The 24,780-nt window shown below is 69.4% G+C and carries 24 protein-coding genes; 12 read left to right on the plus strand and 12 right to left on the minus strand.

Translation table 11 applies throughout. The annotated features are described in order from the left end of the window. Positions 1–22: 22 nt before the first annotated feature. On the minus strand, positions 23–475 hold the full coding sequence (locus ABT127_RS15615) for a GNAT family N-acetyltransferase (protein WP_351449394.1): 453 nt from the start codon (positions 473–475) through the stop codon (positions 23–25). Positions 476–490: 15 nt separating this feature from the next. After that, positions 491–949, minus strand: a complete 459-nt coding sequence (locus ABT127_RS15620; protein ID WP_351449397.1) for a MarR family winged helix-turn-helix transcriptional regulator — start codon at positions 947–949, stop codon at positions 491–493. Between the two features lie 144 nt (positions 950–1,093). Here ABT127_RS15620 and ABT127_RS15625 point away from each other — a divergent pair, with 144 nt between their 5' ends. Then, positions 1,094–2,299, plus strand: coding sequence for an MFS transporter (locus tag ABT127_RS15625; RefSeq protein WP_351449399.1), 1,206 nt, complete (start codon positions 1,094–1,096; stop codon positions 2,297–2,299). Positions 2,300–2,391: 92 nt separating this feature from the next. After that, positions 2,392–2,814 carry a GlcG/HbpS family heme-binding protein gene (locus ABT127_RS15630; protein WP_351449402.1) on the plus strand — a complete coding sequence of 141 codons (423 nt, stop codon included), beginning with the start codon at positions 2,392–2,394 and terminating at the stop codon, positions 2,812–2,814. A gap of 70 nt (positions 2,815–2,884) precedes the next feature. Here the strand turns inward: ABT127_RS15630 and ABT127_RS15635 are convergent, their stop codons facing one another. Further along, complete coding sequence (locus ABT127_RS15635; protein WP_351449405.1) at positions 2,885–3,751, minus strand: GNAT family N-acetyltransferase; 867 nt, start codon at positions 3,749–3,751, stop codon at positions 2,885–2,887. Between the two features lie 694 nt (positions 3,752–4,445). Between ABT127_RS15635 and ABT127_RS15640 the strand changes: the two genes are divergently transcribed. Further along, on the plus strand, positions 4,446–5,858 hold the full coding sequence (locus ABT127_RS15640) for a globin domain-containing protein (protein ID WP_351449408.1): 1,413 nt from the start codon (positions 4,446–4,448) through the stop codon (positions 5,856–5,858). Between the two features lie 37 nt (positions 5,859–5,895). Here ABT127_RS15640 and ABT127_RS15645 read toward each other — a convergent pair whose 3' ends face one another. The 5 genes from ABT127_RS15645 to ABT127_RS15665 form a co-directional block, all read right to left on the minus strand. Further along, positions 5,896–6,378 (minus strand): NUDIX domain-containing protein, encoded by a 483-nt coding sequence (locus ABT127_RS15645; RefSeq protein WP_351449410.1) that lies wholly within the window; start codon positions 6,376–6,378, stop codon positions 5,896–5,898. Between the two features lie 59 nt (positions 6,379–6,437). Then, the gene (locus ABT127_RS15650) at positions 6,438–7,343 is read right to left on the minus strand and encodes a LysR family transcriptional regulator (protein WP_351449413.1); all 906 of its coding nucleotides are present in this window, start codon (positions 7,341–7,343) and stop codon (positions 6,438–6,440) included. Between the two features lie 241 nt (positions 7,344–7,584). After that, positions 7,585–8,745, minus strand: a complete 1,161-nt coding sequence (locus tag ABT127_RS15655; protein WP_351449416.1) for a cystathionine gamma-lyase — start codon at positions 8,743–8,745, stop codon at positions 7,585–7,587. Further along, entirely contained in the window at positions 8,742–9,242 is a 501-nt protein-coding gene (locus ABT127_RS15660) for a low molecular weight protein-tyrosine-phosphatase (RefSeq protein ID WP_351449418.1), read from the minus strand. Before ABT127_RS15660 ends, ABT127_RS15655 begins: the two co-directional genes overlap by 4 nt. A gap of 9 nt (positions 9,243–9,251) precedes the next feature. Beyond that, positions 9,252–9,629 carry a phage holin family protein gene (locus ABT127_RS15665; protein ID WP_351449421.1) on the minus strand — a complete coding sequence of 126 codons (378 nt, stop codon included), beginning with the start codon at positions 9,627–9,629 and terminating at the stop codon, positions 9,252–9,254. Between the two features lie 72 nt (positions 9,630–9,701). On the opposite strand from ABT127_RS15665, the gene ABT127_RS15670 reads away from it, so the two are divergent. The 4 genes from ABT127_RS15670 to ABT127_RS15685 all read left to right on the plus strand — a co-directional run bounded on the left by ABT127_RS15670 (position 9,702) and on the right by ABT127_RS15685 (position 11,915). Beyond that, positions 9,702–10,019, plus strand: coding sequence for a cupin domain-containing protein (locus tag ABT127_RS15670; RefSeq protein ID WP_111663088.1), 318 nt, complete (start codon positions 9,702–9,704; stop codon positions 10,017–10,019). Positions 10,020–10,184: 165 nt separating this feature from the next. Continuing rightward, entirely contained in the window at positions 10,185–10,403 is a 219-nt protein-coding gene (locus ABT127_RS15675) for a DUF5326 family protein (RefSeq protein WP_111663224.1), read from the plus strand. Positions 10,404–10,573: 170 nt separating this feature from the next. Then, complete coding sequence (locus ABT127_RS15680; protein WP_351449424.1) at positions 10,574–11,347, plus strand: IclR family transcriptional regulator; 774 nt, start codon at positions 10,574–10,576, stop codon at positions 11,345–11,347. A 100-nt stretch (positions 11,348–11,447) separates the two neighbouring features. Continuing rightward, on the plus strand, positions 11,448–11,915 hold the full coding sequence (locus ABT127_RS15685; protein ID WP_111663089.1) for an SsgA family sporulation/cell division regulator: 468 nt from the start codon (positions 11,448–11,450) through the stop codon (positions 11,913–11,915). A 73-nt stretch (positions 11,916–11,988) separates the two neighbouring features. Here ABT127_RS15685 and ABT127_RS15690 read toward each other — a convergent pair whose 3' ends face one another. Then, on the minus strand, positions 11,989–13,356 hold the full coding sequence (locus ABT127_RS15690) for a YibE/F family protein (RefSeq protein ID WP_351449427.1): 1,368 nt from the start codon (positions 13,354–13,356) through the stop codon (positions 11,989–11,991). 220 nt (positions 13,357–13,576) lie between these two features. Between ABT127_RS15690 and thiC the strand changes: the two genes are divergently transcribed. Together thiC and ABT127_RS15700 are read left to right on the plus strand one after the other, a co-directional pair. Then, entirely contained in the window at positions 13,577–15,379 is a 1,803-nt protein-coding gene (thiC, locus tag ABT127_RS15695; RefSeq protein WP_351449429.1) for a phosphomethylpyrimidine synthase ThiC, read from the plus strand. 222 nt (positions 15,380–15,601) lie between these two features. Beyond that, a complete protein-coding gene (locus tag ABT127_RS15700) occupies positions 15,602–16,924 on the plus strand; it encodes a hypothetical protein (RefSeq protein ID WP_351449432.1) in 1,323 nt (440 codons plus the stop codon). An 87-nt stretch (positions 16,925–17,011) separates the two neighbouring features. Here ABT127_RS15700 and ABT127_RS15705 read toward each other — a convergent pair whose 3' ends face one another. The 3 genes from ABT127_RS15705 to ABT127_RS15715 all read right to left on the minus strand — a co-directional run bounded on the left by ABT127_RS15705 (position 17,012) and on the right by ABT127_RS15715 (position 20,510). Then, positions 17,012–17,893, minus strand: coding sequence for a hypothetical protein (locus ABT127_RS15705; RefSeq protein WP_351449435.1), 882 nt, complete (start codon positions 17,891–17,893; stop codon positions 17,012–17,014). A gap of 183 nt (positions 17,894–18,076) precedes the next feature. After that, entirely contained in the window at positions 18,077–19,168 is a 1,092-nt protein-coding gene (locus ABT127_RS15710; RefSeq protein WP_351449438.1) for a metallophosphoesterase, read from the minus strand. Between the two features lie 226 nt (positions 19,169–19,394). Beyond that, entirely contained in the window at positions 19,395–20,510 is a 1,116-nt protein-coding gene (locus ABT127_RS15715; protein ID WP_111663094.1) for a LacI family DNA-binding transcriptional regulator, read from the minus strand. A 376-nt stretch (positions 20,511–20,886) separates the two neighbouring features. Between ABT127_RS15715 and hisC the strand changes: the two genes are divergently transcribed. The 3 genes from hisC (at position 20,887) to cydB (ending at position 24,763) form a co-directional block, all read left to right on the plus strand. Beyond that, the gene (hisC, locus tag ABT127_RS15720) at positions 20,887–21,966 is read left to right on the plus strand and encodes a histidinol-phosphate transaminase (RefSeq protein ID WP_351449441.1); all 1,080 of its coding nucleotides are present in this window, start codon (positions 20,887–20,889) and stop codon (positions 21,964–21,966) included. Between the two features lie 267 nt (positions 21,967–22,233). Further along, positions 22,234–23,739 carry a cytochrome ubiquinol oxidase subunit I gene (locus ABT127_RS15725; RefSeq protein ID WP_351449444.1) on the plus strand — a complete coding sequence of 502 codons (1,506 nt, stop codon included), beginning with the start codon at positions 22,234–22,236 and terminating at the stop codon, positions 23,737–23,739. A 19-nt stretch (positions 23,740–23,758) separates the two neighbouring features. Then, positions 23,759–24,763, plus strand: coding sequence for a cytochrome d ubiquinol oxidase subunit II (gene cydB, locus ABT127_RS15730; protein ID WP_351449447.1), 1,005 nt, complete (start codon positions 23,759–23,761; stop codon positions 24,761–24,763). Positions 24,764–24,780 lie beyond the last annotated feature (17 nt).

Raw genomic sequence — 24,780 nt, forward strand, 5'->3', positions numbered from 1 at the left:
ACCCCCACCGAGGCAGCCTCGTTCACAGCTGCAGCTTGAACCCCACGTGGGACGCCGTGAAGCCGAGCCGCTCGTAGAAGCGGTGGGCGTCGGTGCGGGTGGCGTCGGAGGTCAGCTGCACCAACTGGCAGCCCTGGCGCCGGGATTCGTCGACGGCCCAGGTGATGAGCTGGGTGCCGAGCCCGCCGCCCCGCTCGTCGGCACGGATGCGCACCGCCTCGATGATCGAGCGGACGGTGCCCCTGCGGGAGAGCCCCGGGATGACCGTGAGCTGCAGGGTGCCGACGATCCGGCCCTCGCGGACGGCCACGACCAGGTGCTGGTTCGGGTCGGCTGCCAGACGCGCGTGCGCGGCGAGGTACGGCGCGAGGTCGTCCGGCGTCTCCCGCTGTGCGCCGAGCGGATCGTCCGCCAGCATCGCGACGATCGCCGGTACGTCCTCGGCCGCGGCCGCTCGTATCTCAAGATCTCCCATGCGCGCAGCCTAGGGCTACGCCGGGACCCGCAGTTCCTCGACCGCCCTGACCAGCGGGGCGAGCTCCGGGTCCTCGGCCGCGGTGTCGAGGGCCTCGCGCAGGGCGGCCTGGTTGGTCGGGCGAGCCTCTTCCAGGAGCGCCAGACCGGTCTCGGAGACGTTGGTGTAGATCCCGCGCCGGTCGGTGGGGCACAGGTAGCGCTGGAGCAGACCGCGGTCCTCGAGGCGGGTGACCAGTCGGGTCGTCGCGCTCTGGCTGAGGACGACCGCGTCGGCGACCTGCTTCATCTGCAGATGCCCGCCCTCGCCGTCGTGCTGGCGGCTCAGGACGTCGAGCAGTGAGTACTCGCGCACGCTCAGGCCGTGTCCGGCCTGCAGGGCGCGCTCGATGTGCGCCTCGATCCTTCCGTGGAGCAGGGAGAGGGCGCACCAGCCCTGGGAGAGGGCGGTGAGTGCGGGGTCTGTGGCGGTCATGGCTCGTGGATCCTCCGTCCCGGAGTGGATGCGTACCAGGGTAGTCGATGGATCGTGATTGCCCGCGTTTGCAATTAACCAGCGTCTGCAATTATTGTGATGTCTCGTTAAGCGCACCCGCAACAATCTGGGAAGGTGAACCCCATGCCTCTCGCGCTTCTGGCCCTCGCGATCGGGGCCTTCGGGATCGGAACCACGGAATTCGTGATCATGGGACTCCTCCCACAGGTCGCGGGTGACTTCGGCGTCTCCATCCCCACGGCAGGCTTCCTGGTGACCGGCTACGCCCTGGGCGTGATGCTCGGCGCCCCGCTGATGACCGTCCTGGGCACCCGTGTCCCGCGCAAGCGGATGCTGATGGTGCTGATGGGCTTCTTCATCGTCGGCAATCTGCTCTCGGCCGTGGCGCCCGTCTTCGCCGTCATGCTGATCGGCCGTGTGGTCGCCTCGCTCGCCCACGGCGCGTTCTTCGGCATCGGCTCGGTCGTCGCCGCCGAACTGGTGGCCCCGGCCAAGAAGGCCGGAGCGATCGCCATGATGTTCACGGGCCTGACCGTGGCCAACGTCGTCGGCGTCCCGCTCGGCACCCTCATCGGGCAGTCCGTCGGCTGGCGCGTCACGTTCGCGGTCGTCGCCGCGCTCGGCGTCCTCGGCCTCGCCGGTATCGCCAAGCTCGTGCCCGACCTGCCCAAGCCGGAAGGCGTGCGGCTGCGCCACGAGGTGGCCGCCTTCAAGAACGTGCAGGTCCTGCTCGCCATGGCGATGACCGTGCTCGGCTTCGGCGGTGTCTTCGCGGCCATCACCTACGTCACGCCGATGATGACCCACGTCGCCGGATTCGCGGAGTCCTCCGTGACCTGGCTGCTCGTCCTCTTCGGGCTCGGCATGGTCGGCGGCAACCTCGTCGGCGGCAGGTTCGCCGACCGCGCGCTGATGCCGATGCTCTACGTCTCGCTGGGCGCCCTCGCCCTCGTCCTCGGCCTGTTCACGGTCACCGCGCACCACAAGGTCCTGGCCGCGATCACCATCGCCCTGATCGGCGCGCTCGGCTTCGCGACGGTGCCGCCGCTGCAGAAGCGGGTCCTCGACCACGCCTCCGGCGCCCCGACGCTGGCCTCGGCCGTCAACATCGGCGCCTTCAACGCCGGCAACGCCCTCTCCGCCTGGCTCGGCGGTCTGGTGATCTCCGCAGGGCTCGGCTACACCGCCCCCAACTGGGTCGGTGCCGTCCTCGCGGCGAGCGCCCTCGTCCTCGCGGTCCTGTCGGCCTTCCTGGAGCGGCGCACCCCCGCGCCGGTCCCGGCCGTCGCGGCCGCCGAACAGCAGCACGCCGAACCGGTCCACATCTGACGCCGCGGACCCCTGGGGCCCAGGGCTCGCGTCCGGACCGTCTTCCTCCGTACCCGTCACCATCAGCACCACCCCGCAAGGAGCACCACCTCATGAGCACCCCCACCGCTGTCGCCCCGCTGACCATCGACGACGCCGAGACGCTCGTCTCCGCCGCCCGTCGGGCCGCCGAGGCGGCCGGAGTCACCGTCAGCGTCACCGTCCTCGACGCGGGCGGCCACCTCCTCGCGTTCCGCCGCGACGACCGTGCCGTCCTCATCTCGGGCGAGACCAGCACCCGCAAGGCGTACACCGCACTGCAGCTGAACGCCCCCACCGCCGACCTCGTCGACCTGGTCAAGCCGGACGGACCGTTCCACACCCTGCCCACCGCTCTCGACCAGCCGCTGCTGTTCATCGCCGGCGGTGTGCCGGTCCACCGCGACGGTCGTCTCATCGGCGCCGTCGGTGTCGGCGGCGGCGCTCCCGAGCAGGACCACGGGTTCGCCACGGAGGCAGTCGGCACGCTCGCCTGACCTCCTCCCGCAGCAAAGAGAGCCCCCGGGCCGCCGCACAGCGGCCGCCCGGGGGCTCTCCTTGTCGGCGTCAGCCCGCCGCGACCGTCAGCGGGGCGAACCTACGGGTCCAGTCGCCGGGCAGGTCCGGTGCGCCGTGGTTCATCACCGCGTTGAACGCGACGCCTTCGAGGCCGCGCTCCTTCAACCACGCGAGCAGCTCGTCGTGGCGCACGTCGATGTCGGTGCGCAGCGGCCGGTCCGTGCCCGCCGCGAGCGAGGTGACGAGGGCCTTCGCGGTCTCGGTGTCACGGGCGATCAGCGGGCCGACGACATGGGTGTCCATGTTGGGCCAGAGCGCCGCGTAGCCGATGAGCCGGCCGTCCTCCTCCGCCACGCGCAGCTGGTCCGAGAAGGCGGGCAGCCGCGTGAGGACATGCGTACGGTCGGAGCCGAAGACCTCGGCGTCCAGGCGCAGGATGGCCGAGAGATCCTCGGCGGTGGCCGGACGCGTGGCGATGCCCGGGACACTTCCACCGGGAGTGAAGCGGCCGCGCACCATCTCGGCCCTGCCGGTGACCTTGAACCCGAGTTCCTCGTAGAGCGGCTGTCCGTACGGGGTCGCGTGCAGGGTCAGCGGAGTCGTGCCCGCCTGCTCGACGACGTAACTCATCAGGCGCCTGCCGACCCCCTGCCGCGCATGGCGTCCGGCGACCAGGACCATGCCGATCGCGCCGAGTTCGGGCCGCTCACCCGGCCCGTACGACGTCACCACGCAGGCGCTGACGAGTCCCCCGTCGGGGTCGTCGATGCCGTAGCCGGTGCCGGCGCTCAACAGCAGGCTCCATTTGTGTTCTTCGCGGGGCCAGCCGCGGTCCTCCGAGAGATCGGCGCAGGCGGAGACGTCGCCACGAGTGAGGCGGCGAATGGGCAAATCGGAGAGGGATGGTGTCGACACGCAGGTCAGGCTGTCGGACTTGCCCCCGTGCCGTCCACCACTTTGCCCGCAGTGACGTGGTGCTTTAGGCCACGTCGAGGGGGCACTCGACTCCGGTCCGGCCGTCGGGAACGGGCCGCAGTTTCACGTGAAACAGACGCCGGGCGCCCGGTCACAACGAAGATCGCGTACGGGCTTCGCGTTGTCGAGTGCCGCGTACATCACGCCGGGGCGTGATCTGCGAAAGACGTACGAATTGGTGTGGCGCGACCGGGAATTGAGGGAATTGCATTGGCCGCGAGATCCGGCAAATCGGTAGTCGACACGGGAGGTGCTCGTGGTGTCGCCGGCTGCCGGTAGGGTCGACTCCGGTTCCTGTCCGGACCGGACGGGCCGGGGCGGGAACGGTGGGCCGCGGCACACGCAGGCCGACGCAGCCTAACCGCACGGAGAGATCGAAGACCTGCGCTTTCCGCTTTGCACTCCGTGCAATGACCTCAGGTGGCAAGCTGCGAAGAGGGGACTGCGGACAATGTCACATTCTTGCCTTACTTGTCCGTAGCAGGTCGAAATGCAGTGTTCAATGTGGGCCGCATTGACTAGTCGAACCACACGGGGGAAACCGCAAGACTTCCGCTCACGAAGCGCTCGGGAGAGTGCCCAGGAGCAGGGAAGTTCCTAGACCGACCGAAAGATGTTCGAGGCGAGGCACAGCATGGACGCTCCGACCACTACGTCGGCCGATTCCGGTTCGGACGGCGGGGGCGGCTGGTTCACGCCGCGCAGGACCCCGGATCCGGAGACCGGCGGGTCCGAGCGGCAGGCGGACGAGGGCCGGATACCCGAGCCCCGCAGCCACCGTGAGCCGCCGCGCGCGGCCCCCGCCGCCGCTGCCGGGCCCACTGCCCCTGCCGGGCCTGTCGCTCCTGCGGGGCCCACCGCTCCCGCAGGGCCCGCCGCCTCTGCCGGTCCCTCCGCGGAGCCCCGCCCCCCGCGCTCGCTCCGCGACAACGCCTCCCCCGACGCCATCCTCGTGCGCCGCACGATGGAGGAGATCGGCCCCGTCGCCGACCAGGTCACCTCGTACTTCTACGCCCTGCTCTTCGTGCGCCACCCGGAACTGCGCCCGCTCTTCCCCGTCGCGATGGACACCCAGCGCGACCGGCTCCTGAGGGCGCTGCTGACCGCCGCCGAGCACGTCGACAACAAGCTCGTGCTGGTCCCGTACCTGAAGAACCTGGGGCGCGGCCATCGCAAGTACGGCACCCACGCCGAGCACTACCCGGCCGTCGGTGAATGCCTCATCGCGGCGCTCACCCAGTACGCGACGACCACCTGGAGCGCCGAGACGGAGGCCGCCTGGGTCCGTACGTACACGACGATCTCCCAGGTGATGATCGACGCGGCGGCCGAGGACGAGCTGAAGGCGCCTGCCTGGTGGCTGGCGGAGGTCGTCTCGCACGATCTGCGCACCCCCGACATCGCTGTCGTGACCGTGCGGCCCGACCAGCCCTATCCTTTCCTGGCCGGCCAGTACACGACGCTGGAGACACCGTGGTGGCCGCGGATCTGGCGGCACTACTCGTTCGCGTCGGCGCCCCGCTCCGACGGGCTGCTCTCGTTCCATGTGAAGGCGGTCCCGGCCGGCTGGGTCTCCAACGCGCTGGTGCACCGTGCCCGTCCCGGTGACGTCCTGCGACTCGGCCCGCCCGCCGGCTCGATGACGGTCGACCACAACACCGACAGCGGCCTGCTCTGCCTGGGCGGCGGCACCGGCATCGCCCCCATCAAGGCACTGGTGGAGGATGTCGCCGAGCACGGCAGACGGCGCCCGGTCGAGGTGTTCTACGGCGCACGCACCGATCACGACCTGTACGACATCGACACGATGCTGCGCCTTCAGCAGAGCCACCACTGGCTCTCGGTCCGCCCGATCGTCGATCGCCAGGCCCACCTCCAGCTCCCGGACGCGGTCCGTGAGTACGGCCCCTGGAACGAGTACGACGCCTATCTCTCCGGCCCGCCCGGCATGATCCGCAGCGGTGTCGACGCCCTGCGCTCCGTCGGTGTCCCCGGCGACCGCATCCGGCACGACTCGATCGAGGACCTGGTAGCGGCCGCCACCTGACGCCCGTACGCCCGCCGTCGGCGAGGCCTCGGCAGGGTCAGCCCAGATCGGGCGCGTGCATCGCCCGTACGCCCTCGATGTTGCCGTCCAGGAAGTGCCGCAGCGAGAGCGGCACCAGATGGACCGAGGCGATGCCGACGCGGGTGAACGGCACCCGCACGATCTCGTACTCGCCGCAGGGTTCGTCGATCTCGGGGCCGTGCCGCTGGTCGAGGTCCATGGACTCCAGGCGGCAGACGAAGAAGTGCTGGACCTTCACGCCGGTGGCGCCGCCGTCCTCGCCGATGTGCTCGATGGTGTCCACGAAACAGGGCACCACATCGATGATCTTGGCGCCGAGTTCCTCGTGCACCTCTCGGTGCAGGGCGTCCACGACGGTCGTGTCCTCGGGCTCCACCCCGCCGCCGGGGGTCAGCCAGTACGGATCCACGCCGGGCTTGGTCCGTTTGATCAGGATCAGGTCGTCGCCGTCGAGCAGAACGGCGCGTGCGGTGCGCTTGACCACGGGTCGGACGGTCATGGGAGAAATGTGGCCCGGTTGGTTCCACGTGAAACATTCCACACCGCTTACCGCCCTCCTCACGACCAGTCGACGGCTGCGTGCAGCAGCCAATCGTGCGCCCGCGCGATGTGCGGCAGGGCGAATGTGCCGGTGCGTACGACCAGGAAATACGTACGCAACGGTGGCACCGGCGGATCCAGCAGGGCGACGATCTCGCCCCGGTCGAGCGCCGGGTCGCACAGATAGCGCGGCAGGACGGCCAGCCCGGCCCCCGCGATCACGCAGGACAGCACCGCACGCAGATCGGCGACGACGACCGTCCCGGAGACGGCGGGCCGGGAGTCGAAGACCGCGGTCCAGTACCGGGTGACCAGGGGCAGCGACTCGTGCACCTCGACCACCGGAAGCCGCTCCAGCGAGGGCGCCGCGTCGCGGTGCAGCCTGCCGGAACCGATCCGGGCGGCCCAGCGGGGAGCAGCGACCAGCACGTGCTCCTCGTCGCAGAGCGGAGTCGCCGTGAGCAGTGTGCCGCGCGGGCGGGCCGTTGTGATGGCCAGATCGTGATGCCCGGCGGCGAGTCCCTCCAGGGTCTCCTCGGCCGTGCCGAACGAGGCGCGGAGCGCGATGCTCTGCCCGTCGTTCCTCGTCAGCGCGGTCAACGCGGGAAGCGCGCGCTCCGCGGTGAACTCCGGCGGCCCCGCGAGATGCAGGGTGCGGACGCTGGACTCCTCGTCGAGCCCGGTCTCCGTGATCTCCACGAGCGCGTCGAGATGCGGCGCCGCCTTGTGCGCCAGCTCGTCGCCGATCGTCGTCGGCGTCACGCCGCGCGCCCTGCGCAGGAACAGAGGCCGGCCCAACTGCCGCTCCAGCGTGCGTATCTGGGACGTCACGGCCGGCTGGGAGAGACCGAGCAGCGCGGCGGCCCGGGTGAACGACCCGGCTCGGTGAACCGTCACGAAGGTGCGCAGCAGGGCGAGATCCATGGCGGTACCCCTTCCCTCCCGGCACCCGAGCCGCGCTCAACTATAAATATGTCGATAGGTTTCTGTCGCTAGGGTGATTGGACACTGACACAGAGTCAACTAGCCTGGTTTGCGCGGTTCTTCGCGCGCAGAACCGAGGACGGTCCGAGCCACGAGGGGGGAGGCTCGGACCGTCCGTTCTACGTAGCCCGGTACTAGACGGCCTGCGCCGTCGGCATGGACAGATGCCCGTCCGTGCCCATCAGGGTCGGTCCGTGGCCTCCGCCAGGGCCCGCAACACGTCCGCCACCAGGTCCTCCGTATCCTCGGCGCCCGCGGAGAAGCGGATGAAGCCGTCCGCGACGGCGTCGCCGCCCCAGCGGCCGCGGCGCTCGGCGGTCGACCGGACGCCGCCGAAGCTCGTCGCCTCGTCGACCAGGGCGAGGGCGTCGAGGAAGCGCTCGGCCCGTGCGCGCGTGGGCAGTTCGAAGGAGACGACGCAGCCGAACCGCCGCATCTGACGGGCGGCGACGGCGTGGGAGGGATCGTCGGGCAGCCCGGGGTGGCGCAGCCCCGAGACGCGCCCGCGCAGCGCCTGCGCCACCGCCAGCGCGTTGGCGTCCTGCCGTGCCACCCGCAGCTCCAGCGTGGCCAGCGACCGGTGGGCGAGCCAGGCCTCCATCGGCCCCGGAATCGCCCCGACGATCTTGCGCCAGCGCTTCACCGCGGCGGCCGTCCCGGCGTCCGCGCAGGCGACGTAACCGAGCAGCAGGTCGCCGTGGCCGGTGAGCTGCTTGGTGGCGCTGGCCACGGAGAAGTCCGCGCCGAGCTCCAGCGGGCGCTGCCCCAGCGGGGTGGCGAGGGTGTTGTCGACGGCCACCAGCGCCCCGCGCGCGTGAGCGGCGTCGGTGAGCCGGCGGATGTCGCAGACGTCGAGCCCGGGGTTGGACGGCGTCTCCAGCCACAGCAGCCGCGCCCCGTCCAGGACGTCGAGCTGGGCGTCCCCGCCGGTCGGCGCGGTGCGCACCTCGATGCCGTAGGCGGTGAGCTGCTCGCGGACGAGCGGGAAGACCTGGTAGCCGTCGGACGGCAGGACCACCGCGTCGCCCGCGCGCAGCTGCGAGAACAGGACGGCGGAGATCGCGGCCATGCCCGAGGCGAAGGTCAGACACGGGACGGCGGACCGTCCCGGTGCCTCCAGCTCGCCGATGGCACGCTCGAGGTGGGTCCAGGTCGGATTCTCGTCCCGCCCGTACGTGTAGGGCCCTGACACATCGCCGGGCAGGTGGAAGTGTGCGGCGAACACCGGCCCGGGGAGGGGGGGTTCGTTCTTCAGCGGCTCGGGCAGACCGGCCCTGACCGCCCGCGTTCCCTCACCGGTCCCGCTCTTCCCGGGCCGTCCCGGCCGCCCCGTCTCCGTCATGCCGTCCGCCGCCCCTCCACACCCTCGCGCACGGCCTCGACGAGCCCGTCGCAGGCCGCCTCGACCATCTTCAGACACTCCTCGAAACCGTCCATGGAGCCGTAGTACGGGTCCGGCACGTCGGGGCCGTCGGCCGCGGGGTCGTAGGAGCGCAGCAGGCGCACCTTCTCCGCGTCCTCCGGCGTCGGGGCGAGCGCGCGCAGAGTCCGCAGATGGCCGGAGTCGAGGGCGATCACCAGATCGAGCCGCTCGAACCAGTCGCGGTGGAACTGCCGGGCCGTGTGCGCACTGGTGTAGCCGCCCTCCTCCAGCACGCGGACGGTGCGCGGGTCGGCGCCGTCGCCCTCGTGCCAGCCGTCCGTGCCCGCGCTGTCGACCTCGACGAGGCCGTCGAGCCCCGCCTCCTCGATGCGACGGCGGACGACGTGCTCGGCCATGGGCGAGCGGCAGATGTTGCCGGTGCAGACGAAACACATGCGGAAAGGCGTGGTGGTCATGACGGCGGCTCAGTCCTCGTCGGGCAGGACGACGGCCAGCGCCCAGGAGACGATCGAGATGATCAGGCCGCCGAGGATCGCGGTCCACAGCCCGTCGACGTGGAAGCTGACGTCCAGCTTCCCGGCCAGCCACGAGGTCAGAAGCAGCATCAGGGCGTTCACGATCAGCGTGATCAGGCCCAGCGTGAGGATGAAGAGCGGGAAGGTCAGCACCTTCACGATCGGCTTCACGATGAAGTTGACCAGGCCGAAGAGGAGAGCGACGACGATCAGCGTGCCGACCTTCTTCGGAGTGCTGTCCCCGGTCAGCGTGATCTTGTCTAGCACCCAGACCGCCACGGCCAGGGCGCCCGCGTTGGCGATCGTCTTGACTACGAAATTCTTCATGTGTCTGATCGTGGCAGACGACACCGGTGACACGGCCGGCGACGAGTGTGGACAGTGGGGCGGACGAGGGCGATGAAGGCATTCCGGCTGGACGAACTGGAGGCGGAGCGCGCCGCCAACGACGGTGCGTACCTGCAGTTCCTGCGCGAACGGAACATGTCGGTCGGGCTCTACGCGCTGGACGCCGGGGAGCACGATCCGCAGCAGCCGCACCAGCAGGACGAGGTCTACCTGGTGGTCAGCGGCCGCGCCTCGATCACCGTCGGCATGGAGACCACGCAGGTCGGCCGGGGCAGCGTGGTCTACGTCCCGGCCGGCGTCGCCCACAAGTTCCACCACATCAGCGAGGATCTGCGGGTCCTCGTGGTCTTCTCCCCTCCGGAGGGCTGACCGCCGACCCGGGGGATCCCTAAGGGTCGGGTCAGGGGAGGACAAGGGCTCGCGGGCCCCCGTTCGCGGGTCCGGCGTGCCAGCATTCATGGCAGGAAGACAGAAGCGTCCCGGCGACGGGCATCGGAGGAGTCCCGCGCGGGACACGGAGAAGGAGCGATGGCGATGCGAGAGATATTCGCGGGCATGCCGTGGTGGGTGAAGTGGGTCGCGGTGCCGGTCATCGCCCTGGTCGTGTTCGGCGGGCTGATCGCCAGCGTCGTCGGCTTCGTGGTCTGGCTGCTCTTCAAGGTGCTGATCTTCGCCGCGCTGGTCGGTGGACTGATCTATCTCGTACGGCGGTTCATGACGGGCTCCTCGTCCTCGCGCGGCAGCGACTGGTGATCGCGGGGCGCGTCCCGGTGCGGTGAGCCGGTTCGCACGACCGGGGGAAGTTTCGGTTCCGGGCCCGACCAGGCGGTGGCCAAGGGCTAAAGTCCAGAATCCGACTGCTTTGCCCCCGTGAGCCCCGGATACGCGGGGGGACCCGTGCGCACCGGGAGTACACCTTGGCCATGGCTGATCCCGCACCCGCCACCTCGCAGACGACGCTCATCGGCTCGGTCCAGAGAGCGATGCGCCTGCTCGAGGCGGTCGCCTCGCACGACGCGGGGGCGCCCGCCAAGCAGCTCGCGAGGGAGGCGGGTCTCGCCCTGCCCACGGCGTACCACCTGCTGCGCACGCTCACCCATGAGGGATACCTCCGCAAGGAGAAGGGCGTCTTCGTTCTCGGCGACGCAGCCGAGCAGCTGAGCAGCAGCGGAGCGCAGCAGAAACGTCGCAGCATGATCATCGACGCCCTGGAGCACTGGCGCGACACGCTCGGGGTGCCGGTCTACTTCGCGGTGTACCGCGACGGCGAGATCGAGGTCGTCGCGGTCGCCGACACTCCGGCCGCTCCGGCCGTCGAGGAATGGGCCGACTTCCGTGAGACCGGCCATGCCCACGCCGTCGGCCAGTGCCTGCTCTCCCAGCTGGACGAGGATGCGCGCAGGGACCATCTCGACCGCTATCCCGTCTCGTCCCTCACCCCGTACTCGCCGCGCGACGACCGCGCTCTCCTGCGGAAACTCCGTGCGCTGGAGCGCATGGAGCCCGTCGTGGAGCGTCAGGAGTACGCGCTCGGATCGGCCTGCGCCGCCTTCCCGATCACCGTCGGTTCCGCCGCCGCGACATTGGCCATTTCTCTCCCTTCCCATCAGTTCGAGAAGCTGCTTCCCGTGACCCGTCAGTTGCAGAACGAGATCGGCAGGCTCGTAGGGACACTCGCCTTCTCTATCAGCATCTGAAAACTCACTCCTTGTAATCCTCCGTGTACGTTGAGCAAGATGCCAGCAGTGTCAGGAAGGTCATTCCTGGCCAATCGACGGCAAGTTGACGGGGTAGGCGATGCGCGAGTCGGTACAAGCAGTTCAAGCAGAGGTCATGATGAGCTTCCTCGTCTCCGAGGAGCTCGCTTTCCGCATTCCGGTGGAGCTCCGGTACGAGTCCACCGACCCGTACGCCGTGCGGCTGACCTTCCATCTCCCCGGCGACGCGCCCGTGACCTGGGCGTTCGGACGGGAGCTCCTCGTCGACGGGGTCAACGGCGCGACCGGCGACGGCGATGTGCGGATCTCCCCCGTGGAGCTGTCGGGCGGCGGGATCACCACCGAGTTGCCCGGCGAGGTCCACATCAGGCTTCAGGTCGGCAGCGATCAGGCGCTGTTCCGGGCCGGGGTCGCGCCGATCATCGCCTTCCTCGACCGCACGGACAAGCTGGTGCCGCTCGGTCACGAGCAGGCCCTCGCCGACTTCGAGGCCGACCTCGACGAGGCGCTCGACCGGATCCTGGCCGAGGAGCAGAGCGCCGGCTGACTCCCCCCGCCGGCGGCCTCGACGGCCTCGACGTAACGCCTCAGCAGTGCGGTGCACCCGAGCAGTTCCGCGCTCATGCCTTACGTCGTCGGCCTCTGCCACCGCGTGCAGGAGCGGTTCCGGCAGGGGCCTGCGGGCCCGGACGGTCGGCGGAGACGACCAGGGCGGCCAGTGCCGTCGTCACCGGCACAGAGGCCACCAGGCCGATCGAGCCGACCAGCGTGCGGACGATCTCCTCGGCCACCAGCTCGCTGTTGGCCACGTCCGACACGCTGCTCTGTGCGATCGAGAACAGCAGCAGCAGCGGCAGCGCCGCGCCCGCGTACGCCAGGACCAGGGTGTTCACGACCGACGCGATGTGGTCGCGGCCGATCCGGATGCCCGCGCGGTACAGCCCGCGCCAGCCCATCGACGGATTGGCCTCGTGCAGTTCCCAGACCGCCGACGTCTGGGTGACCGTCACGTCGTCGAGCACACCGAGCGAGCCGATGATGACGCCCGCCAGCAGCAGGCCGCTCATGTCGATGTCCGGATACAGACCGTGGATCAGGCCGGTGTTGTCGTCCGTGTTGCCGGTCAGCGCGGCCCAGCCGATGAACAGCGAGCCCAGCAGGCCGATGAGCACCAGGGAGACCAGGGTGCCCAGGACGGCGACGGAGGTTCTGGCCGACAGACCGTGGCACATGTAGAGCGCGATCAGCATGATGGCGCTGGCCCCGACGACCGCCACCACCAGGGGATTCGAGCCCTGGAGGATCGCGGGCAGGATGAACAGCGTCAGCACCCCGAAGCTGACCGCGAGCGCGACCAGCGCCATGACGCCCCGCATGCGGCCGACCAGCACCACGGCCAGGGCGAAGATTCCGGCCAGCAGCACCATCGGGATCTTGCGGTTCACATCGGTGACCGAGTACTGCAGATTCTCCGGGGCGTCCGGCGCGTAGGCCACGATCACCTTCTGGCCCTCGTGCAACTGCCGTGGCGAGTCCGGCTGGACGACCTCCGTGAACGTGCGGCCCTTGTCCTTGCCGGTGTCGATGCGGATCGTCGCGTTCTCGCAGGTGCCATGGGCCTGTTGCTGCGCGGCGGAGCCCTCGGCCGTGGAGGTGTCGCCGGTCGGCGTGTCCCCCGAGGCGTTCACGGACGCACAGGGGACCTTCTCGACCTTCGCCACCGTGGCCTGCTGCGTCTGCCGGTCGAAGCCGACGCCGGTCCGCTCGTGGGACGGGGCGCCACCGGGCCACAGCACCGCGAGGCCCACCACCACGGCGACGGAGAACGGGATCAGGACCGCCGCGATGACCTTCCGCAGGTGCCTGGAGACCGGCGCGGCCGGGCCGTGGCTGTGGGAGTGGCCGTGGGAGTGATCGTGCCCTCCCTCGGACGGGCCCTGTCCATGGGGCGGTTGAGGCGGGGGAGGCGGTTGCTGGGTGGTGGTCACCGACCGATCATCGCAAGAACGACAGGGGCCCTCTGTTCAACGCGTCCGAAGGGGCGCTAGCGTGGGGGCACCTTTGCACACGCGGGAGCTCGGAGCACCGGGCTGAGAGGGCGCTGACCTTCGTCGCAGAACCTGTTTCACGTGAAACAGGCAGGACGAAGACGGCTGCGTCGACCGCCGAACCTGTTACCGGGTAATGCCGGCGTAGGGAGTCGCTCTCATGAGCATCAAGGACGCACGCACGCCTGCCTCCGACCAGGGTGAGAACCCGGACGAAGGCGGGAAGTCCATCGGCTGGCACAAGGGATACGTGACGGGCCCCGCGGGCTCGCGTCCCGACCTCAAGGTGCCGGTCCGTCAGGTGCATCTCACCAACGGGCAGTCGGTCACGCTGTACGACACGTCCGGCCCGTACACCGATCCGACCGTCGACACCGATGTCCGCAGGGGTCTCGCCCCGCTGCGGGAGAACTGGATCATCGCCCGCGGTGACACCGAGGAGTACGCGGGACGCCCCGTCCGCCCCGAGGATGACGGCATCAAGCACACCTCGCCGCGCGGCGGACTGCGCAACCTGGACGCGGTCTTCCCCGGCCGCCCGCGCCAGCCGCGCCGCGGTCGCGCCGGGCAGGCGGTGACCCAACTCGCGTACGCACGCCGGGGCGAGATCACCCCGGAGATGGAGTTCGTGGCCCTCCGGGAGAACGTCACGCCCGAGGTCGTCCGTGAGGAGATCGCGGCGGGCCGCGCGGTGCTGCCCGCCAATGTGAACCACCCGGAGATCGAGCCGATGATCATCGGCAAGCGGTTCCTGGTGAAGGTCAACGCCAACATCGGCAACTCCGCGGTCACCTCGTCCATCGAGGAGGAGGTGGAGAAGATGACCTGGGCGACCCGCTGGGGCGCCGACACGGTCATGGACCTCTCCACCGGCCGCAACATCCACACCACGCGCGAGTGGGTGCTGCGCAACTCCCCCGTCCCCATCGGTACCGTGCCGCTCTACCAGGCCCTCGAAAAGGTCGACGGCAGGGCCGAGGAACTGACCTGGGAGATCTACAAGGACACGGTCGTCGAGCAGGCCGAACAGGGCGTGGACTACATGACGGTCCACGCCGGGGTCCGCCTCCCGTACGTCCCGCTGACCGCCAACCGCAAGACCGGCATCGTCTCGCGCGGCGGCTCGATCATGGCCGCCTGGTGCCTCGCGCACCACAAGGAGAGCTTCCTCTACGAACACTTCGAGGAGCTGTGCGAGATCCTCGCGGCGTACGACGTCACGTACTCGCTCGGCGACGGCCTGCGCCCCGGCTCCATCGCGGACGCCAACGACGAGGCGCAGTTCGCGGAGCTGCGCACCCTCGGTGAGCTGAACACGATCGCCAAGCGCCACAACGTGCAGACGATGATCGAGGGCCCCGGGCACGTACCGATGCACAAGATCAAGGAGAACATCGACCTCCAGCAGGAGATCTGCGAGGAGGCGCCGTTCTACACGCTCGGCCCGCTGACCACGGACGTCGCCCCGGCGTACGACCACATCACGTCCGGGATCGGCGCCGCGATGATCGCCTGGTGGGGCACGGCGATGCTCTGCTACGTCACGCCCAAGGAACACCTGGGCCTGCCGAACCGGGACGACGTGAAGACCGGCGTCATCACCTACAAGATCGCGGCGCACGCGGCCGACCTCGCCAAGGGCCACCCGGGCGCGCAGGAGTGGGACGACGCACTGTCCGACGCGCGTTTCGAGTTCCGCTGGGAGGACCAGTTCAACCTGGCCCTCGACCCGGACACGGCACGGGAGTTCCACGACGAGACCCTGCCCGCCGAGCCCGCGAAGACCGCGCACTTCTGCTCGATGTGCGGCCCGAAGTTCTGCAGCATGAAGATCTCGCAGGACATCCGCCGCGAGCACGGCACGGCACTCTCGGAGAAGTCCGAGATCGAGGCGGGCATGGAGCAGAAGTCGAAGGAGTTCGCGGCGAGCGGGAACCGGGTGTACCTGCCCCTGGCCGACTGAGACGGGCGGCGGGAGATCACGGAGCGGGCCGTCACGGGCCCGCTCCGTGGCGCACCGGTCCGACTCCTCACGCCCCTGCGGACCGCGCTGCTCCCGGCGCCGAAACGCCGGTGCGCCCCCGGAGTGTCGGCCTGTATAAAGATCTCCGCCGGAGCCATCCCACCAGGGACGGCTGTCCGACTCGATCAACAGGGGTGGGGATCAAGGGTGTTTCTGAGAAGAATGGGCAGATGGGCGACGGTGGCGGGGGCGGCTGCCGCGCTCGGCCTCGGCGGAGCGACGGCCTCGCATGCCGATGATCAGCTGGAGGTGCGCTATGCGGGAAGTGTCTCGGACGACCTGGGCATCCTGCAGATCAGCACTCGATCCGGAGCCGACGTCAAGGCGATCACGGCTCATCTGATCTCGTACACGACGCAGGCCGAGGTGGCCGAAGTCGGGTTCAAGGACTTCCGGCTCTTCTCCGGTTCGCGTCAGGACGGCGTATGGCGCACGAAGAAACCGCTGAAGCTGCCCGAGCTCGGCAGCTACCGCATCGACGTGGACGTGACGGACGCCGACGGCGACCAGGTGCGACAGCAGTCGGCCGGAGACCTCGCCTACAACGTTGTCGCGCAGTTCGGCGCGTTGAGCACCGATCGCGGCTCGATCGATCTCGACCACCGTGACGTGACGGTTGACGGGACGCTGTACGGCCGATGGCCCACGCGCGAAGTGAAGCCTCTGGCGGCACGTCAGGTCGACATCGATGTCGACTACTGGACGCAGGCGACCGTGACCACCGACGAGCGTGGCCGCTTCAGCTCGTCCGTGCGACTGGACAACGCTGCCCCGATCCAGGCCGTCTTCCGGGCGGGAGCCGGCACCCCCTTCGTGATCTACGGGGAGTCCGAGCCGGTTCAGATCGGCGTGGACCAGATTCCGACGCGCTTCACGGCGTCGGTCAGTGAGACGGACATCGACTACGGCCGTTCCGTCACGCTGCACGGCAAGGTCGAACAGAAGACCGCGGACGGATGGGTGCCGCTGGCAGGACAGGCCGGTGGCGTTCTCTTCGGCCCCGACACCTCCCAGACGGACAGCGTGGGGCAGTTCAGGACCGCCGCGGACGGCACGTTCACCATGGACTACACGCCCTGGCAGGGCGGCTACTTCCAGTTGGCTCTGGACACCGAGGACGACCCGTTCCTCCAGGCGTCGAAGGGCACGACCGACACCGTGAAGGTGCACAGGGCCGCGAAGTTCACGGCCTTCAGCGCCCAGCGCGACGACTCCGGAAAGGTGCACACCGAGGGGCTCATCGACTTCCCGGACGGTTGGACGCCGGCCACGATCCTCGTCGACATCCAGTACTCGGCCGACGGCACGAAGTGGACGACCGTCGCCACGGACGAGGCCTTCTGGGCAGGAAACGGCAACGAGTTCGCCGCGGATGTCGACCGGAGCGGGGCGGGCTACTACCGCGCCGTCTTCGCCGGAAGCGACAGTTTCCAGTCGGCCACATCGGACAGCGTGTCCGTGGCGGCCCTGCCGATCGCCGACTGAGCCCCGCCCGCGCGCACGACGACGGCTCGGGGCGTCGCGCACAGTGCCCCGAGCCGAGGTCACGGCCTCCGTGCTCCGGCCGGACGGTCAGTCCGGCCGGTGCTCGGGGCCGCCGAAGTCCGGGCTGCTGAAGTCCGGACTGGAGAAGCCCGCGCGCTGTCCGGTGGCGGTGCCGCCGCCGTCCGGGCTGCTGAATCCCGGCCTGTTGTAGCCGAGCTGGGGCATCCGGCTCGTGGCGCCGGCCCGGCCGGCGCCGAGTGCGCCGCCGCCCGCGGGCGGCTCGGCGAGAGCCTCCCGCAGGAACGGCAGGATGCCCCGCTCCAGCAGCGCCTTGGCCCAGGTTTCCCTGGCCCGCTCCACCACCTCGTTCGCCGCGCCGTGGGCTCCGGCCTGGAGCGAGGTCGCCCCGTTGCGCAGAGCCGCGAGCAGCAGGCACACCGCCGCGACGAGGATGCCCGCCGCGGCGAGCGCGCCGAAGATCCAGCCGGCCGTGAGCAGGGTGCCGGCGAAGTCCGGTGGCGGGTTGAGCATCTTCAGGAAGTAGCCGACCAGCAGAAAGATCGCGGCGGCCGTCCCGGCGAGCACCGGGAAGAGGACGACGGCGACTGCGGCGATGCCGGGCCCTGTCGTCTCCGCGACTTCACTCACGGTGGCGGCGAAGCCCAGGGGATTGCCGCCACCGGTTTCCGAGGTCGAGCCGGAGGTGCCTCCTTCGTCGAGCGGTTGGGGCCGCGGGGAGGTACGCAGATCCTCACGGACCGATATGTAGTGCTGGTACTCGGTCGCTGCGGCGGCACTGATCAACGCCGCCGCGTTGAGCGCCATGGTGCGCAGCTGTTCGGGGTTGAGCCGCTGGCCCACTGCGGCGAGATCAGGCCGGTTCGGTGCGGTGCGCAGCGCCTCATCGAGGATCCGCTCGAACTCGGGGCGGTCCTCGTTCAGCAAATGCGGAGCGCTGTTCATGTGCATCCCCCGATGCTCCGTAGGGCTTGGTGGCCCGCATGGGTACGAGCCGTCGGGCAGAAACGGAGGGGAGCCTGCTACGGATAAGCCGATGGTAGAGCTGCCACGGCGCGCGGTGACAGGGGGTTTCCGGAAATTGGCCTTGCGGCCGGAGGAATCCTCCGCCTACCGCGGCTTCCCGATCAACTCTCAGATATCCATCGGCAGTTGCTGGACCAGGAGCTTTCCGGCCATGGTCACACCGCCGTCCATGGCGATGGCGAGTCCGCCCGCGTACACGTGCGGTCCTTCGACGGCGGGCCGGCGCGTCTTCTCCTCGGCGTCGTCGGAGCCGGATTCGGCACCGACCTCGCCCAGGAGGTACGGGATCGGGCTGTGGCCGTGCACCACGCGGCTGCCGCCGAAGGCGCCGAGCAGCTCGCGGACGGTACCGGGGCCCGACTCCTCGTCGCGGAACGCGAACCGCTTGGTGAACTTGCGGAACAGGTCCCAGCACTCGTCCGCGTCGTTGCGCGTGAGCGTCTCGCGGATGGTGTCGTTGACGGCCTCGATGGAATCGCCGTAGTCGAGGTACGACGTGGTGTCCGAGTGCATCAGCAGGTGGTCGTCCTCGATCTCGATCGCGTCGAGTCGGGACATCCACTGCAGATGGACGTCCTGGAGGCGGTCCATGTCGGACTTCTGTCCGCCGTTGAGGAGCCAGGCGGCCTGGAAGGTGGCGGTGCCGGCGCCCGAATTGACGGGTGTGTCACCGAAGCGCTTCGCGCCGAGGAGCAGCAGCTCGTGGTTGCCCATGAGCGCCTTGCAGTAGCCGCCCGCCGCGGCCGCCTCCGCCGAGAGCCGCATCACGAGGTCGATGACGCCGATCCCGTCGGGCCCGCGGTCGGTGAAGTCGCCGAGGAACCACAGGCGCGCGGTGCCCGCCGCCCAGTTCCCGGCGGCGTCGATCAGGCCCTTCTCCTGGAGGGCGGCGATCAGCTCGTCGAGATAGCCGTGCACGTCGCCGACGACGAACAGCGGACCGGGTCCTTCGCCCGCCACGGGGGCGGGGACCGGCGCGGACTGCGGGGCCTCGCCCGGGGCCGGATCGGTCCTGCTGATGACCGGCAGATCGCGCTCCGTCGGCGTGTAGCCCTCCGGATACGCGTCGGGATTCTCCGCTCCGGGGGCGGGCTCGGTCGTCATCACGTTCGCCGGTACGTCATGGACGTACGCGGGAACGCGGAAGTCGCGCAGCGTCTCTGTGCGCGCTGCGGGTCCCTGACCGGCCCCCTGAGTCATCGACCCCTCCACCATTGCGCCGCCTGTGCACCGGATCGGACTGCCTGGTCGCAGCGGCCCGCGGTGTCGTGCGCCCATCATAGGAATGCGGCTCGCGCTGTGTGATGCACCAGGGGTGGTGAATCGGTGACGGGGGGCTGTTCGCCCCTCATTTCTCCCGAATTGGTGCGGACTTTTCCTTGCTGGATTCCGGGCCGCCCCGCGGTCGTGGGGCGGCCCGGAGCGGTCAGCCCTGCTTCGGGGAGCGCGGTGGGCTGACCGTGGTACGGGACGGGCGGCGCATCGAGGACGTCCGCACGATGAGTTCCGTCGGTATCACCTGTTCGACCGGTTGATCGGACTCGAGGCCCTCGATGGCGTCGATGAGCAGTTGGACGACGGCCGTGCCGATGCGGCGCGGCTTGAGCGACAGGGTGGTGATGGGCGGCTCGGTGTTGGCGTACACGTTCGACTCGCTGCAGCAGACGAGCAGCAGGTCCTCGGGGACGCGCAGGCCGTAGCGGCGGGCCGCGGCGAGCAGGTCCGTGCCGTTGGGGTCGAAGAGGCCGTACACCGCGTCGGGGCGGTCGGGCCGGGCGAGCAGGCGGTCGGCGGCGACGGCGCCCGCGCACGGATCGTGCGCGGGGTACGACTCGTAGACCGGCTCCTGCCCGATCCGCTCGCACCAGCGCAGATAGGCGGAGGTGGAGAGGTGGGTGTACGTGTCGGTGGTGGTGCCCGTGAGCAGACCGATGCGGCGGGCGCCGGCCTCGGCGAGGTGGTCGAGGATGCCGAGCACGGCGGCCTCGTGGTCGTTGTCGACCCAGGCGGTCACCGGCAGGGTGCCCCCGGGGCGTCCGTCCGAGACGACGGGCAGGCCCTGGCGGACCAGCTCGCTGACGACCGGGTCGTGGTCGGAGGGGTCGATGACGACGGTGCCGTCGAGGGCGACGTTCGACCACACGTCGTGACGTGAGGTGGCGGGCAGGATGACGAGGGCGTATCCGCGGGCGAGCGCGGCCGAGGTCGCGGCTCTGGCCATCTCCGCGAAGTACGCGAATTCGGTGAAGGTGAAAGGTTCATCCCCGTAGGTCGTCACGGTCAGGCCGATGAGGCCCGACTTGCCGGTACGGAGCGTTCGGGCCGCCGCGGAGGGGCGGTAGCCCAACCGGTCGGCGACCTCGCGGACGTGGCGTCGGGTGGCGTCGGGGAGCCGGCCCTTGCCGTTGAGTGCATCGGAGACAGTAGTGATCGAGACCCCCGCGGCGGCGGCGACATCTCTGATGCCCGCTCTGCCCGGCCGGGTGCCTCTGCGGGTCGTCGTCTCCGCCCGGCTCACCTGGTGCTTCCCTGCTGCTGTCATGGCGAGCCGATAGTAGGGCTCATGCGGCTGCATGGCGGGGGCGCATATGCCGGGGTTGACAGGCACGTTTCTGCAAGGTGATGAACCGTCAATGACCTTGGAATGTAGGGGAGTTGGCTGTCATCACACTAGTACGTCACTTGTCGGCACGCATGAGCCTGCCAAGTCGACGATGTTGCGAACAGGTCTCAACTCACCTTCACGGGTGATGCGCGCCACGGCGCGAGCCAGGGGCGCGCGCCAGGGCACAGAGCGCTCCCCCCTCGCCGTACGCCGCACGGGCCGCATGCGGCGAGGTGGCCCGGGCCCATTGGGGCGGGTGGCGAATCCTCTTAAGGTGAGCAGTATTGGAACGGTGGCCACAAGGAGGACTGCGGTGAGCGAGACCAACCCGAAGCTGCGTGCGGAGCTGGCGGGGATCCCCGCCTACAAGCCGGGCAAGCCCGCGGCCGCCGGGGGCCCGGTGGCGTACAAGCTCTCCTCCAACGAGAACCCGTATCCGCCGCTCCCCGGGGTCATGGAGCAGGCGATCGCCGCGGCCGGGGCCTTCAACCGCTACCCGGACATGGCCTGCACCGGGCTCATGAACGAGCTGGCGGACCGCTTCGGGGTGCCGGTGACGCACCTGGCCACCGGCACCGGCTCGGTCGGTGTGGCCCAGCAGCTGCTCCAGGCGACCAGCGGTCCGGGCGACGAGGTCATCTACGCGTGGCGGTCCTTCGAGGCGTACCCGATCATCACGCAGATCAGCGGTGCGACGTCGGTGCGGGTGCCGCTGACCGGGGACGAGGTGCACGACCTCGACGCGATGGCCGACGCCATCACCGACCGCACGCGCCTCATCTTCGTCTGCAACCCCAACAACCCCACCGGCACCGTGGTGCGCCGTGCCGAGCTGGAACGGTTCCTCGACCGGGTCCCCTCGGACGTCCTGGTGGTGCTCGACGAGGCGTACCGGGAGTTCATCCGCGACCCCGAGGTGCCGGACGGCGTGGAGATCTACCGGGACCGGCCGAACGTGGCGGTGCTGCGGACCTTCTCGAAGGCGTACGGCCTCGCGGGCCTGCGCGTGGGCTTCGCCATCGCGCACGAGCCGGTGGCGGCCGCGCTGCGGCAGACCGCGGTGCCGTTCGGCGTGAGCCAGCTCGCGCAGGACGCGGCGGTGGCCTCGCTGCGCATGGAGGACGAACTGCTCGGCCGCGTCGGCTCGTTGGTGGCCGAGCGGACCCGGGTCGTCGACGCGCTGCGGGAGCAGGGCTGGACGGTGCCCGAGACGCAGGCCAACTTCGTGTGGCTGCGGCTGGGGGAGAAGACCATGGAGTTCGCGGCGGCGTGCGAGGCGGCCGGAGTGGTCGTCCGCCCGTTCGCCGGCGAGGGGATGCGGGCCACGATCGGCGAGACCGAGGCCAACGACATCTTCCTCCAGGCGGCCAAGGCGTTCCGCAAGGAGCTGTAGCGGACGGCCTGCGGGACAGGACCGGCTCGACGGCCGGCCGGAGGGCGACAGCGTCCTCCGGCCGGCCGTTCGTCGTCTCCGGGGTCCGGCGGCGCGGCTGTGGCGTTGCTCGCAGTAGGGGGACCCCCCTTCGGATCCCGACAACCAGTACGACATAATGCTTGTGAATGTGAACGCGTTCACAAGCGTGTCCCGGTTCCTCCCGGGATTTGTGGGATTAAAGGGGCAAACTGCCGCTGTGACCACAGCGATGTAAGGAGAGACGCAGTGGACCTGGCTTTGGCGCCGGAGACCCTGGCGCGATGGCAGTTCGGTATTACGACCGTCTACCACTTCCTGTTCGTCCCCCTGACGATCTCGCTCGCGGCGCTGACCGCCGGGCTGCAGACCGCCTGGGTGCGGACGGAGAACGAGAAGTACCTCAGGGCCACCAAGTTCTGGGGCAAGCTCTTCCTGATCAACATCGCGATGGGTGTCGTCACCGGCATCGTGCAGGAGTTCCAGTTCGGCATGAACTGGTCGGACTACTCCCGCTTCGTCGGTGACATCTTCGGGGCGCCACTCGCCTTCGAGGCGCTGATCGCCTTCTTCTTCGAGTCGACCTTCATCGGTCTGTGGATCTTCGGCTGGGACAAGCTGCCCAAGAAGATCCACCTGGCCTGCATCTGGATGGTCTCGATCGGCACGATCCTGTCCGCGTACTTCATCCTGGCGGCCAACTCCTGGATGCAGCACCCGGTCGGCTACCGCTTCAACAAGGCCAAGGGCCGCGCCGAGCTGACCGACTTCTGGCACGTGCTCACCCAGAACACCGCGCTCACGCAGGCCTTCCACACGCTGACCGCCTCGTTCCTCACGGGCGGCGCGTTCATGGTCGGCATCGCGGCCTTCCACCTGGCGCGCAAGAAGCACGTCACCACGATGAAGACCTCGCTGCGCCTCGGTCTGGTCACCGTCGTCATCGCCGGTCTGCTCACCGCGGTCAGCGGTGACATGCTCGGCAAGGTCATGTTCAAGCAGCAGCCCATGAAGATGGCCGCCGCCGAGGCCCTGTGGGACGGACAGAACTCCGCGCCGTTCTCGGTGTTCGCGTACGGCGACGTCAGCAAGGGCCACAACTCCGTCGAGCTGTCGATCCCCGGGATACTGTCCTTCCTCGCCGACGACGACTTCAACTCGTACGTCCCCGGCATCAACGACACCAACAAGGCCGAGCAGGAGAAGTACGGGCCCGGCGACTACCGCCCGATCATCCCCGTCACCTTCTGGGCCTTCCGCTGGATGATCGGTTTCGGGATGGCGTCCTTCGCCCTCGGGATCGTCGGACTCTGGCTCACCCGCAAGAAGTTCATGCTGCCCCAGCACATGCGGGTGGGTGAGGACGAAGTGCCGAACCTGGTGCTGTTCAAGAACAAGGCGCTCAGCCCGAAGTTCACCAAGCTCTACTGGCTCGCGGCCCTGTGGACGCTCGGCTTCCCGCTGATCGCCAACTCCTGGGGCTGGATCTTCACCGAGATGGGCCGTCAGCCGTGGGTCGTCTACGGCGTGCTGCAGACCCGTGACGCGGTCTCCCCCGGTGTCTCGCAGGGCGAGGTCCTCACCTCGATGATCGTCTTCACCCTGCTGTACGCGGTGCTCGCCGTGATCGAGGTCAAGCTGCTCGTGAAGTACATCAAGGCCGGGCCTCCCGAGCTGACCGACGACGACCTCAACCCGCCCACGAAGATCGGCGGAGACCGGGACGCCGACAAGCCGATGGCCTTCTCGTACTGAGGCCCAGGGAGCATCTGTCATGGAACTTCACGACGTCTGGTTCGTCCTCATCGCGGTCCTGTGGATCGGGTACTTCTTCCTGGAGGGCTTCGACTTCGGGGTCGGCATCCTCACCAAGCTGCTGGCCCGTGACCGCACCGAGAAGCGCGTCCTGATCAACACGATCGGTCCGGTCTGGGACGGCAACGAGGTCTGGCTGCTGACCGCCGGCGGCGCGACCTTCGCGGCCTTCCCCGAGTGGTACGCAACGCTCTTCTCGGGCTTCTACCTGCCGCTGCTGATCATCCTGGTCTGCCTCATCGTCCGGGGCGTCGCCTTCGAGTACCGGGCGAAGCGGCCGGAGGAGAAGTGGCAGACGAACTGGGAGCACGCCATCTTCTGGACCTCGTTGATCCCGGCGCTGCTGTGGGGTGTGGCCTTCGGCAACATCGTGCGCGGCGTGAAGATCGACAAGGACTTCGAGTACGTCGGCAACTTCTGGGACCTGCTCAACCCGTACGCGATCCTGGGCGGCCTGGTCACGCTGACGCTGTTCACCTTCCACGGCGCGGTGTTCACCGCACTGAAGACGGTGGGCGACATCCGGTTGCGGGCCAGGAAGCTGGCGCTCACGGTCGGCCTGCTGACCGCGGTGCTCGCGCTCGCCTTCCTGATCTGGACCCAGGTCCACACGGGCGACGGCTGGTCGCTCGGCGCGATGATCGTGGCCGTGGTCACCCTCGTCGGGGCGCTCGGTGCCATCAAGGCGGGGCGTGAGGGCTGGTCGTTCGCCCTGTCCGGCGTCACCATCGCGGCGGCCGTCGCGATGCTCTTCCTGGCGCTGTTCCCGGACGTCATGCCGTCCTCGCTCAACCCGGACTGGAGCCTGACGGCCTCCAACGCCTCGTCGAGCCCGTACACCCTGAAGATCATGACCTGGTGCGCGGGGATCGCGACGCCGATCGTGCTGCTGTACCAGAGCTGGACCTACTGGGTGTTCCGCAAGCGGATCGGCACGCACCACATCGCCGACGCCGCGCACTGAAGCCCTGCTCGCCCCCG

The sequence above is a fragment of the Streptomyces sp. NPDC001904 genome (genome assembly GCF_040297005.1).
Taxonomy (GTDB): domain Bacteria; phylum Actinomycetota; class Actinomycetes; order Streptomycetales; family Streptomycetaceae; genus Streptomyces.